Genomic DNA, 11,932 nt, shown 5'->3' on the forward strand with positions numbered 1-11,932 from the left:
GCCGTCATGCTGCGCTGGTTCATGTTTGCGCTTCCGACCGTAATGAATACGTCATCGATGATCATCAGCTTCGAGTGAATGTAGATTTCACGGTAGGCCATATCGTGACCGGGGATCGGTCCGCTGGCACGTAGTCGAGCAAGCCAGAGCGTGATTCGCTCAGCAGCAGGTTGTGCGCGTCGGCGGCGATCCCGCACGCATACACGTGGCGGCCGATCTCGTAGTCTGACTTGATCATCCGGACATCGTCGATGATGTCGATGCACACGCGCTCGCCTGGCGTCTGCGCATGGACCATGCATACCCACCGGCGCTTCGGGCGCAGTGAGCCATTCGACCAATTTGGGGCGAACCGGATACCACGCCTTGGCTATGACCTTGCCTACGTGATCCCTATCCCTGCCCCTGATGTGTCCAGTGCTGATTCTCAGCAAGAGGCCAGGAACGATGCCTTTTCAGCGCGGAGGCTGACCACCCAGTCCGTGATAACCGGAAAATGCAATGTCGAATCCGTATTCACCCATGCTGGTACACCCTCCTTCTGTCCGAGTCTTCCAGGTGTCAGCGATCCTGCTTATGCTTAGGACCACGACACAGTGGTTGAGCGACTGACCAATGTGCAACCGCATGTTGCATGGTGCCCGTGCAACGCGACCGGAGCACCACTGACCATGCCGTTCGCATCGCCTTCAGCGATCGTCTGCATTCCGTGCTGATGGCATTCGACCGTATCGCCTTTGCGGGCGATTGCCTTGCCGTCAACCACATCGGCATTCGAACCTGCCGTAACCGTACCGCCATGCGGCGCGAGCGTATCACCCACCACAATTACCTGACGAACCATGTGCTTTTCTCTCTCGCGTGTGGCAGCGTGCCGGCCCCGTGCGCTTACATACCGATCGTATAGATGCCAGGCATACCGGTTTCCGCATTCGGACTGCCTAGATAAGTCCACTGCATGTCTCTCGCGGCTACATCAATAAAACGGTCTCCGGGTTGCGGAAATGCTTGCCCTTTTTCGACGAAAGCCTGCTGGTCCCAGCGGTTGTACAGCGTCTCCATCGGGTGATCAGCTGCGACCCGACTTTCCCATATCCCTGTTTGGGGGCAACGTTGTTGGCCGTTACACCTGACTGACGACGCGGGTTCCGGGACTTCACGCAACAGACCGGCTTCGACCATGTGCGTCAGGAAATCGTGTTGCTGTGGTGGAAGGGCATAGGCCTCGCCAAGGTAATGCCACTGCACCTGCTCGGCGGCCAGCCACTCGAATGACGATGCCTCGAAGCGCTCACCCGTCCGATAGCGCTCCGGCGTATTCCGACGGGCCGGGAGCAGGTCGGACTTGGGGGTAGCTGCGGGACCATACAGCGCGAGCCAGTAGCCTTCGCGCGGCACGGGATTGTTGCCCGCGGCCACCATCGTGCTTTGCTCTCGTGTGGCCACGGCATACCCACTCGGAATGAATTCGCGGCCTTGCAGCGCAGTGGTCTTTTGCGGTTTGGGGGACGGCGTCACGGCCTTTGCGCCATTGATCAACGTCTGTACGCTACCATCCCACTTCGGCAACGCTGCGGGTGGCAACGGAAGTACCTTGTCGAGATTAGGCAACTTCAGGCGACCCTGATAGAACTCCAGCGCATCTCCAAGCTTGCTGTAACGTTCAGCACGCGCCTTGTCGATATGACCGACCAAATTAGTTCCATCAGCGAGGTCTAAGCCCCGAAACTCTGGTGCCAGGCTATGCGCGCATTTTGCACTTCCGAGTTTTACACCCTCATGCAAAATTTTTAGGGCACGCGACTTACCTTCAGGGGTATTGTCTCTTGCGTAGACGTGACCCAACTCGTCTGCCGCGTCTCCATATCCCTGTGCGAAGGCGCATTCAAGCATTTGCGTTGCAATAGGCAGATTTCCCCAGAATTCACCGCCTGGATCGTCATATGCAGCATCCGTCTTTGTTCCGATAAATGTTTGCGCAGATGGGCTACCCATATCGGCGGCGCGCTGAAAGAAGGTGTAAGCACTGGTGGCGTCGCCACCTTTGATCAGTCCATTCTGATGGTAGATTCCCATCATGTCGTAGGCGTCAGGCACGTCCAGTTTCATTGCCTTTTCCACCCAGCGAATCGCGATCTCAGGATCATGGGTTGGTACGCCTCGACGATCGCTCAATATCAGCGAGGCGATATTAAGCATGGCCTTCCAGTGATTGCGTTCGGCGGCTTGTGTGTAGAGCTGGTAAATCTTCGCGTAATCGCGCTTGTCATAGTCGATGTTGGGATCATCGAGTGCCAGCGCTTGTTGGAACCACAACTCAGCTTGTGGATCAACGGGCGGTACGTGTTGTGCCTGATACACACAGGTGAAGGTTTTGCGATGTGGGCTGAACAACGGCAGTTTTTCGTAACGTGGCAGGTCGGACATGGATGCGCTCAGCTTGCTAGTCAGGGCTGTAAGGGGGTTACCGTGCGAATCTGTTGCCAGCACACAGAGACTGGCGAACAGGAGTCGCAGAAAGACGCGCAGAAATTTCGTGTCGAATCGATTCATCTCAGGCGATGGCTGAAGCGTCTGACGTTGACGGAACGGTCACTTGGGCGTGCATCGTGCCTGTAGCGCGGTGATCTTCAAATGGAAGCAGGAAACCCTTGAGCGCCATTTTCCCACCCTTCCAGGTACTACGATTTTTTGCCATCCGTCTGTTCCAATCCTCAAAGACATTAGGAATTTCTTTGAAGTCTCCACTACCCGGGATATCACCGCCCGAGTGGAGCTTGAATATTCTTTCCCGCAGTGGGGCGGCGTAGTCCAATCCAGTCGCACCGATGTTGATCTCGCTGTCCGCCGTCATGCTGCGCTGGTTCATGTTTGCGCTTCCGACCGTAATGAATACGTCATCGATGATCATCAGCTTCGAGTGAATGTAGATTTCACGGTAGGCCATATCGTGACCGGGGATCGGTCCGCTGGCACGTAGTCGAGCAACACTGACCTTGATTCCATAGGTGGATGCCAGTTCCTGCACACTTGGGTGATCGAGAACCTTGACCTGCGAAATGACCGGACCCACTCCTGTCTCACGTGTGTACGAAAACAGCTTCGCGTCCGGATAGTCTTGAGCCCGATGATTTTCCTTGTCGTAAGCCCCCTGATTAGACATGGCCGGGTTGTTCTCGGTCGGATCGCTTGCGCCAAACTCGGTCAGCATGTCATAGGTGCGGGGAATCATTCCGTCATCCTCGGGATGCGGAATGACGATGAACATGTAGAGGATTCCCATCTCGCTACTTGGTCTTCCGGACTTTTCTGCCCAAGCCTTCCAGTGGCCCTGCCGCGCCTCTTTTAATTTCTGGGCAAAGGTTGGATAGAAGAAATATTGATTCTCCATGTAGATGTAGTTGCGCGCCCAGGAACTTGCATGGATATAGAGTTCCTTGATCGTTTTATCCTTGTCCCTGGGATGTGTACGCACAATCTGGACAGCGTGATTTGGATTGTAAGGTGCTTTCTGAATATTGCTCGGTATCTCCGCATGCTCCGGCATCCGGTGCGTAGCAGGGGCGTAGTGATTCCAATCTCGCGCAAAGTTGTCATACACCCGCTTTAAGGCAGGGCCGAACAGGCGGCACGCATAGTCCTGATAGGGGCGGACATGTTTATAACCCTTTGTAGGCGGCTGCTCCAGCGTCGCCTCCTCATGAGCCTGCTCTGCTCCCAATGTTTTCTTCGTCAGTAGTTCTCGCACGGAATCATCGATAGCGTGCGTCGTTGTATCCCAATAGTCGGTCACGGAGTTCAGACCCATCACATAGCCAACCGCCTTGTAGCCGTTGTTGTAGTCGTAGTCGATCACAATCGGCTTTTGATGATGGGTCGGGTAGTCCACCATCAAAGGACGTTCTTTGGTCGGCAATTTCCCGTCTTGCGGTTTAAATTCTTCATCGGACAGCGCGTGCGCTGCGTCCGCCGAATCGACCGAACGGAAAGTGACCAGCAGGTTCTTGTTCGTTCCGCTGCAATTTCCCTTGGGATGGTGTCTTTTCCACCAATCGATGCAGTATTGCTGGCGTTTTTTGCTGTCGTAGGGGGAATTGGATGTGCCAACGAGAAACGCGGGAAAATGAGTAATCGGGTTATGTCCGGTGTCGGAATAGCCTGGGACATTGTTCTGCTTTGCCGAACCGGTTTCGTCGTACCAGACCATCAAGCGAACCGTTACGCCCTTGTTTGCGACTTCCTCAAGCAGTTCGCCATATGTCTGATGCCCGCGTGGCCATTCCGGTGCATCTTTGTCGCGGATCAGCTCCATGCCCGGGTCGAAGCCCCAACAGCAGAGATTGACTGAACCCTTGGCAAGCTTCAGGTCGTTCGCGATGTTCGCGAACCCTTCTTCGCCACAGATCAGGAAATCGAGGTGGTTTTCAAAGGTGATGGGCGCAATGTCCTTGCGCGTTTCCAGCAACCATTGTGCCGATGACTTTGCAGTGCGTAACTGCTCATCAATCGCAACAGCTGCCGGATTTTGGGTTTTCAGGGTACTGTCGGCCACGTTCAGGTCCTCTTTGTCAGTGAGTCAGGAAGGATGCGGTTAGCCGTCTAGCCGTTCGCCTCGATTGGTTCGCTGGTCCGTATGGTCAGGATCACCCTGGAGCGAGTCCTTGACCTTTAGGTCAAACTGTCCGCCGTTGGCGAGTTTGACCTGATAGGCCGGCGTACCGGGCTCATGGTCTTTCACGACGACTCGTCCGAACTCATCCGTCACCCCTTGTCCGATTTTTGCTCCACCCTTGTATAGATCGTACGGCTCGCTCACGTATTGATGTGCCTCACCGGGCAACGCCCCCAACGCGAAGTGTAGTTGCTCCTTTTCTGGTGGTAGCGCCGGAATATTCGGCGTACTAACACTATCCGGTCCCGTGAGCGTGCGGGTCGCCGAGTGCACCTCGAAGCCGCCCGACGTGCCGCTCTTGATCTGTCCTGCTGTCCAGCGGGTATAGCTGCCACCACCGTTGATCTCGACTTCCTGCTGAGCGCTGATGGTGATTTTGTTCGCTGTTACCGTCACGTTCAGTTTCGCCAACAGATTGATACTGTCCTTCAGGGCCTTCACGTCGATGTCGCCTGCGGCTGCAACGAGTCGCATGCCTGCTTCGGCGACAAACAGGCGCAACGCGCGGCGCGCACTTGCGAAGAAACCACCACCCGTACTGACCGACACATGCGCGCCGGCGGTAACGGACGTACTCTTGCCGCTGCTGACGTGAATCAGTTCCGGTGTGCTGGTAGCGACACCGGCAGGACTTGCGAGCACCAAGTGCGGTTGCTCGAACTGCTTCAATGAACCACCACCCTGGATGCCTTTCGCCTGCGCCTTCAGCGCTCCGGCGATGGATTTTTGCTCGCCGTCCTGCGCGCCCGCCGATTGTGCGGACTGCGCGAGGCTCGTTGCGGTGTCCTGGGCATTTGCCAACTGAAGATTGACTTCATCGACGCTGAATGCATCGCCGCTCGCCCCGGGCCGGGGATGGGTCGTCAGGAGCAGCCCGCGTGCACCGCGCACGGCCGCATTGCCGTCAGTGCGAAGCTCGACCCCTTCGCCGCGCTTCTCGCCGCGACCGGCCGGTTCACTCACGCGCGTGATATAACCTGCGTGGAAGCCCGACTCAAGGTGGTCGCTGCGTATTTGCGTTTGCACCTGCCCCTGAGTGTCGTCTTTCAGCCAGACATTGTTTTGCACACCGCCGATTTCTTTACTGACGAATCCCGATAGCGGGTGCTGGTCGGGCAAGTTCCACTGCGGCCGATTTGCGCCGTTTCCGACGCGGGCCGTGATGATCGGTCTATCCGGATCACCATCAAGGAACGACACGACCGCTTCGTCGCCGATTCTGGGGAGCTGGATGCCCCCGAAGCCGCCGCTTGCCCACGGCTGCGCGACACGCACCCAGCACGAACTGCGCTCATCGCGCTCGCCGATCCGATCCCAATGAAACTGGACCTTTACGCGACCAAACTCGTCGGTATAGATTTCCTGACCTTGCGGCCCGACGACAGTTGCCGTCTGCATCTGCATGACAGGCTTGCGATGTTCGAACGGACTGCGGAAGGGCAAGGACTTGCGTTGCGTTTCGATCTCGACGAAGTAAAAACCCGTGGAGCCGTCCGGATGAGTGACACTAGCCGCCTGCGTTGCGTCTGCAATCTTGCCTTGGAGGCTACCGGGCAAGTTCGCATGATGGCTGGACCCCGGAAGATTATTTTCAATCAGCCAGTTGGCCTCCAGAACCACGAACTCGCGTCGAGATGTGGAATCCTGATCATGCTCCGGGTGTCCGGTTAGCTCGAACCATCGTCCGGCATCGACTCCACGCAAGCCGCCTGTGCCATAAAACCGTTCTGCGCGTGACTCCCATTCCTCCATGCGGATTTTAGTCAGGTGCTCACCGCGATCGTCCTTCAGATACGTATAGGGGCCGGTGTATTCGTAGACTTCCAGCTCCTCCGGCAACTCGTGCGACAGTGTGGGCACGTGGGTGCCTTTCGGATTGGCGAGTGATGATGGACTCTTATAATCGAACGTCCGGGTCGCCAGCACGGCGCTATGCAAACTTCGCGTGCCCGACCAATGCAGCAGCGCGTCAATCTCGCTGTTCAAACCGTCGCGTGAGAACGATACCGTTTGCGGCGCCAGCGGTTCACACGTGTCCAAGTGGTCGGTGATCGTCAGTGTGTGTGACTTGCCGTCCGCGGCTTGTTTCCAGATACCGAACAGGCCCTCCGCTTCCATCAACCGGTGAACAAAGGTCCAGTCGTCTTCATATTGCGTGCAGTACGAACGTGGTTCGAGGGGCTTCGAAATTGCGAAATTGAACTGTCCTTTCGCTCGGGAATGCGCATTGAAAACGTCGGTCAGGATTTGATCGATCGTTTTATCCTGCCAGATGCGCTGGTCGCGGCGAAATTTGAGGAAATACATCCACGATGCAAAACGAATCTGGTAACTGGTCAACCCGCCTTCCGAGCCTAACCGCCTGACCGAATAAACATAACCGTGGCGGGGGAGATAGGATTGATTGGTCTGATGGAGCCAGAGGGTGACAGGCTGACCAATCAACTGTTCTAGCTTGATATCGCTGTTGGTCGACTGGACATCGAGCGTGAATTCAAAATGTCGGCCAATGCGTGACCATCCAGCAACCCGTTGCGGTAACAGTACGTCCGGGCCGAGCGGCGTATCGAGCTTGACCAGCCTCTCATTCTGGATCAAGCCGCCACGAATTGCCCTCACAATATCCTGCGCACTCATGTTCCGCCCCTTTATTATTTTTGCCCACGTATCGTCATTGATTTGACATACTGGACCGGCCGATTCTACAGCCTATTGGCCTGACGATTGCAAGAAATGGCAAGGTGTAGAACGCTGATTCCGGTGCTTTATCTGAAAGACTCGAGCCCGAGCAGCGGCGTGCGCACGCACGAGATGTGGCCGATCCACTGGAACTGCCTGATGCGCAAGGATCACCCACTCGCGAAGGGGCCGCTCACGCTGAAGCGCTTCCTCGCGGCGCGGCATCTCGACGTCGGGTTTTCCGGCATGCGGGTGCCGGTGTACGACAGCCTGCTCGCCGCGCACGGCCTGCAGCGCAATCTCGTCCTCACGCTGAATGCGTACTCGCCCGCGCTGGCGATCATCCGGGAATCGGACTTCATCGGCGTGCTGCCGACCACGCTGCTCGATCTGTCGATCCATGAAAAGGAACTGGTGTCGCGGCAACCGCCGGTGCGCATGCCCGCGCGGCCTTACTGCGTGATCTGGCATCAGCGCTGGGACAGCCACCCCGCGCACCGCTGGCTCCGGCAGACGATCGTGTCGCTGTTCACGCGCCCGGCGGAGCAGGCGGGCAGCACGGCGCGCCGGGCCACCCGGCGCGTCGCCCGCTAGACACGCGGGTGTGCCGCCTCAGACGTTCGACACCAGCAGCCTGATCCCCGCCACACCGAACACGACGGCGAGGCACGCTTCCATCGCGCGCCGGCCGCGCACGTACAGCCGGCGCGCGCCGTCCATCGAGAACACGAGCGCATAGCCGCCGAACACCAGGCACCCGATCACGAGGCAGCCCGGCACGACCGCGCCGTGCGACGCACCCGCGCCGTTCGACGACAGCGCGACGATCGACACCCACACGAGGATCGCTTTCGGATTGGTCAGGTGCAGCATCGCGCCGCGTACATAGAAGCGCGACAGCCGCTGCTCGCCCGCTGCGTTCAGCGACGCCGCCGCCTTGCCCGACAACGCCGTGCGCCCCGACTTGAACGCGAGCCACAGCAGGTACAACCCGCCGAACAGCTTGATCGCGACCAGCAGCTTCGACCACGCCAGCAGCGCGGCCGACACGCCGAGCGCCGCCACCGTCGCCCAGAACATCGACCCTGAAATGACGCCGAGCGCGAACGCGAGCGCCGCCTTGCGCCCCTGGTTCGCGGCAACCGACATGATCGCGAGATTGCTCGGCCCGGGGCTGGCCGTACCGATGAAATAGGCGGTGTAGGCCAGCAGCAGGTTGGCCGAGAAGAAGGCGTGGACGCTCATGTCGAACCTCGCAGGGATGATCAGGAGATTGTTGGCAAACGCGCGCCTTCTGCCCATGGACAATTGGCCGGCAATTCGCTGGGCCAGTTGGGCGGACGGTCGCGCCACCGGATCGCCGCTGGCGAATCCGTCTCGGTTTTGAAACACTCGTCACATTCGCCAGCGGTTTTCGCCGGCCGTCGCGGCCGTCCCGTCCCGCCGCGTGCGGCCGGCCGAACGCTTGGCAGGCGCAGGCGGCACGCACCGGCCGCGCCGTTTCGTCGATCCGACGAGGAACACACCGCGCAATTTATCCCGCCGTTACGTTACATCCGTGAAGCATTTCGCCCCGCCGCACCGCCCGTCGCACCCGACCGGCATCGCGCCGCGCATCTCGATGGCCGCCTCGCGCCCCTCCGCCACCCAGTACCGGCGGGACTCGGCACCCTGCACCGCAGCGCCGCTCAACCATGCTCGACCATCGTTTCGCGGCGCTGGTACGGAACCTGCATTCCGTTCGGGGGACAGCCGCGCCGTTCACCGCGCGGACACGAATACACCCTCGGGCGCATCCACCGGATACGCCCGATCGATACGCGCAAGCAACGAGGCCCTTCATGGATGCGCTGCCCAATTCGTCCGACACGTCGTTCCAGCTCTTTCTCGCGAAACTGCTCGAACAGCCGTTGCCCGACTGGACCGAAAAACAGCAGATGGAACTCGAGATGGCGCGCTCGCTGTCCACCGAAATGGTCCACCTCGCCGAGGACATGCGCGGCCGCACGCCCGATCTCGCGCGCTGCCTCGTGCTGCTCCGCTACGCGAAGGTGCTCGACTTCATGCTGACGTCGCTCGCCGCGCACCGCGACATTCATCCGCAGACGCTGCGCACGCTGTTCCGGCTCGCGAACCTGAAAGTCGACGATGCGTATCCGGCCTGAGCCGGTACCACGCAGCGGCTGCCGCGCGCGGCAAGCGCAGCCACGGCAGCCATGCCCGATTCGCGCGCATGCCCGATAATCTCGCCGCATGAGCATCAGGAACCGGAAATCCCGGCTGGCCGGCGCACTCGGCGTGTTCGTGAAGCGCTACGGGCGCCGTGCGCAGAAGCATCTCGACCCGAACGATCGCCGCTACGATCACGACATCGAGCGCACGATGCGGCGCTTGTCGCCGGCCGACCTCTCCGATCTGCTGGCCGACGATGACGCCAGCGCGGACGACGCCGACGCCGGTTTCGCCGATGTGAAACGCACGCCGTGAACGCGCTCGACTTCGACCGGATCTGGCCGGCCATCTGCGAAACCCCGGCCTGGTCTGTGACGAAAGGCCAGGGCAGCTTTCTCACATTCGAATTCGGGCAACCCGCGCTGCATGTCAGGGAGCCGCTCGCCGGCGCGCGCGGCTTGTCGGCGGCGGCGCGCGACCGGCTCGCGTCGCGGCACGTGACGGTCACCGGCAACGGGCATCTGTGGATCTGCTACTGCCATTGGTCGATCGCGCTCGATGGTCACGAGCTCGCGCACAGCGAATCCCGATCGGGCGACATCGCGGCCGCCGCGCAACGTCTCGACGGGCAGATCCTGCAATCGGTCGCACCGCGCGCCCAGCCGGGTTCGTGGGCGTTCGACTTCGACCTCGGCGGCAAGCTGACGACCTGGCCCTACGGCGACGACCCGGCGGACGAACAGTGGCATCTCTACGACCGTCGCTCGGGCAACGTGCTGACCGCCCGCGCGGACGGCACCTGGTCGTATGGCCCGGCGAACGCACCGCCCGGCAGCGGCGCGTGCGGCTCCGACTAGCCGCCGCGGATACGCCCGATCCGCTGCCGGCGGCACGCCGGGCCGATGCCGCGCATCAGCGTGACGGACGGCCCCTCCCCGCAAACGGAGGTACAATCGCGCGCCATGAATGCACTTCGCCGCTTCCTGCTCCGGCACGGTGTCGCGCGACAGCTTCTGTGGGGGTTCCTCCTCGTGACGCTGCTGTCCCGCGCGCTGATGTCGGGTGCCGTGATGCTCGATCCGGATGGTCCGGATGCGGGCTCGGTGGTGCTGTGTTCGGGCCGCGGCCCGTTGATCGTCAACGTGGCTGCGCTGGCTGCCCGTTTCGATGCCGGCGCGCCGATCACACCGGCCAACGACGCGCTGGCGCTCGCCGACGCGCTCAAGCATGACGCGCATGCCGACAACACGGCGTCCTCCGGAAACGGCGACAGCCTGTGTGCATTCGGTGCCGCGCTGTTCACGGCGCTCGCGTCGTTCGTGCTGCTGGTGTTGCTGTTTCCCGCCGCCGCGCCGCGGCGCTTCCGGATTCACTTCGACAGCATTCCCTTCGTGCGATCGATCTTCGACGATCGCCCACCTTCCCGCGCGCCTCCTCTGTTCTGCTGACGGTTCCGTCCAGCGGCTCGTGCACGTCGATGTGCATGGGCCTGCACGCCATTCGTCTCGTACGACCTGATTCAAGCGTTCACCCGCATGCCCGCATCGCGCGGGCGACGCCGTCATGCGCCCCTTTCGCGCATGGCGTTGCGCCGCCCGTTTCGCCGATGCGCGCAGGCGGGCGCGACGCACGTTGACGTCCGCCGGCCCGCGCCGGCGTGGCCGCTCAACGAACACGAGGAGCTGACACCATGTCGACCACCGTCGAGCGGGCGATCTCGCCCGCCCAATCCGCCCACGCCGGTTACCGCACGCTCTGGCGCTGGCACTTCTATGCCGGCCTGTTCGTGATGCCGTTCCTGGTGGTCCTCGCGATCACCGGAACGCTCTATTGCTTCCAGCCGCAGATCGAGCCGCTGCTGTATCCGCACCGGCTCGTCGTCGAGCCGCGTGCCACGCCGCGGCTCGATCCCGACGCGCTGCTCGCGAACGCGCGCACCGCGATGCCGGCCGGCGCGACGCCGGTTTCCGTCCAGGTCTCGACCGCGCCGGACCGCAGCGCCGAATACGTGTTCCGGCTGCGCGACGGCAGCCGCGAGAGCGTGTACGTGAACCCGTACGACGGCAGCGTGCTCGGCACGCTGAGCGTCGAGAACCGCTTCATGCAGATCGACCGGATGCTGCATCGCAAGCTGCTGCTCGGCAAGACGGGGGAACTGCTGATGGAGCTCGCCGCATGCTGGACCTTCGTGATGATCGGCACCGGCATCGCGCTGTGGTGGCCGCGAGGCGCTGCGCGCGTCGGGCAGGCACTGCGCCCCGACCTGTCGCTGCGCGGCCGGCCACTGTGGAAAAACCTCCACGCGACAGCCGGCATCTGGCTCGCGGCGGGCACGGTGGCGTTCATCCTGACGGGGCTGCCGTGGTCGGGCTCATGGGGCAAGAACTTCAAGGCGCTGGCCGCGACCGT

At 60.9% G+C, this 11,932-nt stretch carries 11 protein-coding genes and 1 pseudogene; 6 read left to right on the forward strand and 6 right to left on the reverse strand.

Translation table 11 applies throughout. The annotated features are described in order from the left end of the window. The 5 genes and pseudogenes from JYJ84_RS38545 to JYJ84_RS16915 all read right to left on the reverse strand — a co-directional run. Positions 1-98, reverse strand: a pseudogene (locus tag JYJ84_RS38545) (phospholipase D-like domain-containing protein); the annotation flags it as partial. A 482-nt stretch (positions 99-580) separates the two neighbouring features. Then, the gene (locus tag JYJ84_RS16900) at positions 581-844 is read right to left on the reverse strand and encodes a PAAR domain-containing protein (RefSeq protein ID WP_175219184.1); all 264 of its coding nucleotides are present in this window, start codon (positions 842-844) and stop codon (positions 581-583) included. A 44-nt stretch (positions 845-888) separates the two neighbouring features. Beyond that, positions 889-2,427: a tetratricopeptide repeat protein gene (locus tag JYJ84_RS16905; RefSeq protein ID WP_175219182.1), complete on the reverse strand. Its 1,539-nt coding sequence runs from the start codon at positions 2,425-2,427 to the stop codon at positions 889-891. Between the two features lie 127 nt (positions 2,428-2,554). Further along, a complete protein-coding gene (locus tag JYJ84_RS16910; protein WP_174963480.1) occupies positions 2,555-4,552 on the reverse strand; it encodes a phospholipase D-like domain-containing protein in 1,998 nt (665 codons plus the stop codon). Positions 4,553-4,591: 39 nt separating this feature from the next. Beyond that, positions 4,592-7,309, reverse strand: a complete 2,718-nt coding sequence (locus JYJ84_RS16915; RefSeq protein ID WP_122948771.1) for a type VI secretion system Vgr family protein — start codon at positions 7,307-7,309, stop codon at positions 4,592-4,594. 96 nt (positions 7,310-7,405) lie between these two features. On the opposite strand from JYJ84_RS16915, the gene JYJ84_RS16920 reads away from it, so the two are divergent. Continuing rightward, on the forward strand, positions 7,406-7,945 hold the full coding sequence (locus JYJ84_RS16920; RefSeq protein WP_236027156.1) for a LysR substrate-binding domain-containing protein: 540 nt from the start codon (positions 7,406-7,408) through the stop codon (positions 7,943-7,945). Between the two features lie 18 nt (positions 7,946-7,963). Here the strand turns inward: JYJ84_RS16920 and JYJ84_RS16925 are convergent, their stop codons facing one another. Then, positions 7,964-8,596 (reverse strand): LysE family translocator, encoded by a 633-nt coding sequence (locus tag JYJ84_RS16925; protein WP_175034772.1) that lies wholly within the window; start codon positions 8,594-8,596, stop codon positions 7,964-7,966. Between the two features lie 596 nt (positions 8,597-9,192). On the opposite strand from JYJ84_RS16925, the gene JYJ84_RS16930 reads away from it, so the two are divergent. The 5 genes from JYJ84_RS16930 to JYJ84_RS16950 all read left to right on the forward strand — a co-directional run. Continuing rightward, entirely contained in the window at positions 9,193-9,516 is a 324-nt protein-coding gene (locus tag JYJ84_RS16930; protein ID WP_021162626.1) for a hypothetical protein, read from the forward strand. An 88-nt stretch (positions 9,517-9,604) separates the two neighbouring features. After that, positions 9,605-9,838 carry a hypothetical protein gene (locus tag JYJ84_RS16935; RefSeq protein WP_175219181.1) on the forward strand — a complete coding sequence of 78 codons (234 nt, stop codon included), beginning with the start codon at positions 9,605-9,607 and terminating at the stop codon, positions 9,836-9,838. Beyond that, positions 9,835-10,380 carry a hypothetical protein gene (locus JYJ84_RS16940; RefSeq protein WP_122948769.1) on the forward strand — a complete coding sequence of 182 codons (546 nt, stop codon included), beginning with the start codon at positions 9,835-9,837 and terminating at the stop codon, positions 10,378-10,380. Before JYJ84_RS16935 ends, JYJ84_RS16940 begins: the two co-directional genes overlap by 4 nt. Before the next feature lie 105 nt (positions 10,381-10,485). Then, positions 10,486-10,971, forward strand: coding sequence for a hypothetical protein (locus JYJ84_RS16945; RefSeq protein WP_174963471.1), 486 nt, complete (start codon positions 10,486-10,488; stop codon positions 10,969-10,971). 242 nt (positions 10,972-11,213) lie between these two features. Continuing rightward, positions 11,214-11,932 (forward strand): PepSY domain-containing protein (locus JYJ84_RS16950; protein WP_205189304.1); only part of this gene is annotated, 719 nt, incomplete at its 3' end.

This window comes from Burkholderia sp. LMG 13014, from assembly GCF_905232215.1.
In the GTDB taxonomy this organism is placed as follows: domain Bacteria; phylum Pseudomonadota; class Gammaproteobacteria; order Burkholderiales; family Burkholderiaceae; genus Burkholderia.

Coding starts and splice junctions, on each gene's coding strand:
- JYJ84_RS16900 (WP_175219184.1), bottom strand. CDS start 844: ATGGTTCGTCAGGTAATTGTGGTGGGTGATACGCTCGCGCCGCATGGC.
- JYJ84_RS16905 (WP_175219182.1), bottom strand. CDS start 2,427: ATGTCCGACCTGCCACGTTACGAAAAACTGCCGTTGTTCAGCCCACAT.
- JYJ84_RS16915 (WP_122948771.1), bottom strand. CDS start 7,309: ATGAGTGCGCAGGATATTGTGAGGGCAATTCGTGGCGGCTTGATCCAG.
- JYJ84_RS16920 (WP_236027156.1), top strand. CDS start 7,406: ATGGCAAGGTGTAGAACGCTGATTCCGGTGCTTTATCTGAAAGACTCG.
- JYJ84_RS16925 (WP_175034772.1), bottom strand. CDS start 8,596: ATGAGCGTCCACGCCTTCTTCTCGGCCAACCTGCTGCTGGCCTACACC.
- JYJ84_RS16930 (WP_021162626.1), top strand. CDS start 9,193: ATGGATGCGCTGCCCAATTCGTCCGACACGTCGTTCCAGCTCTTTCTC.
- JYJ84_RS16935 (WP_175219181.1), top strand. CDS start 9,605: ATGAGCATCAGGAACCGGAAATCCCGGCTGGCCGGCGCACTCGGCGTG.
- JYJ84_RS16945 (WP_174963471.1), top strand. CDS start 10,486: ATGAATGCACTTCGCCGCTTCCTGCTCCGGCACGGTGTCGCGCGACAG.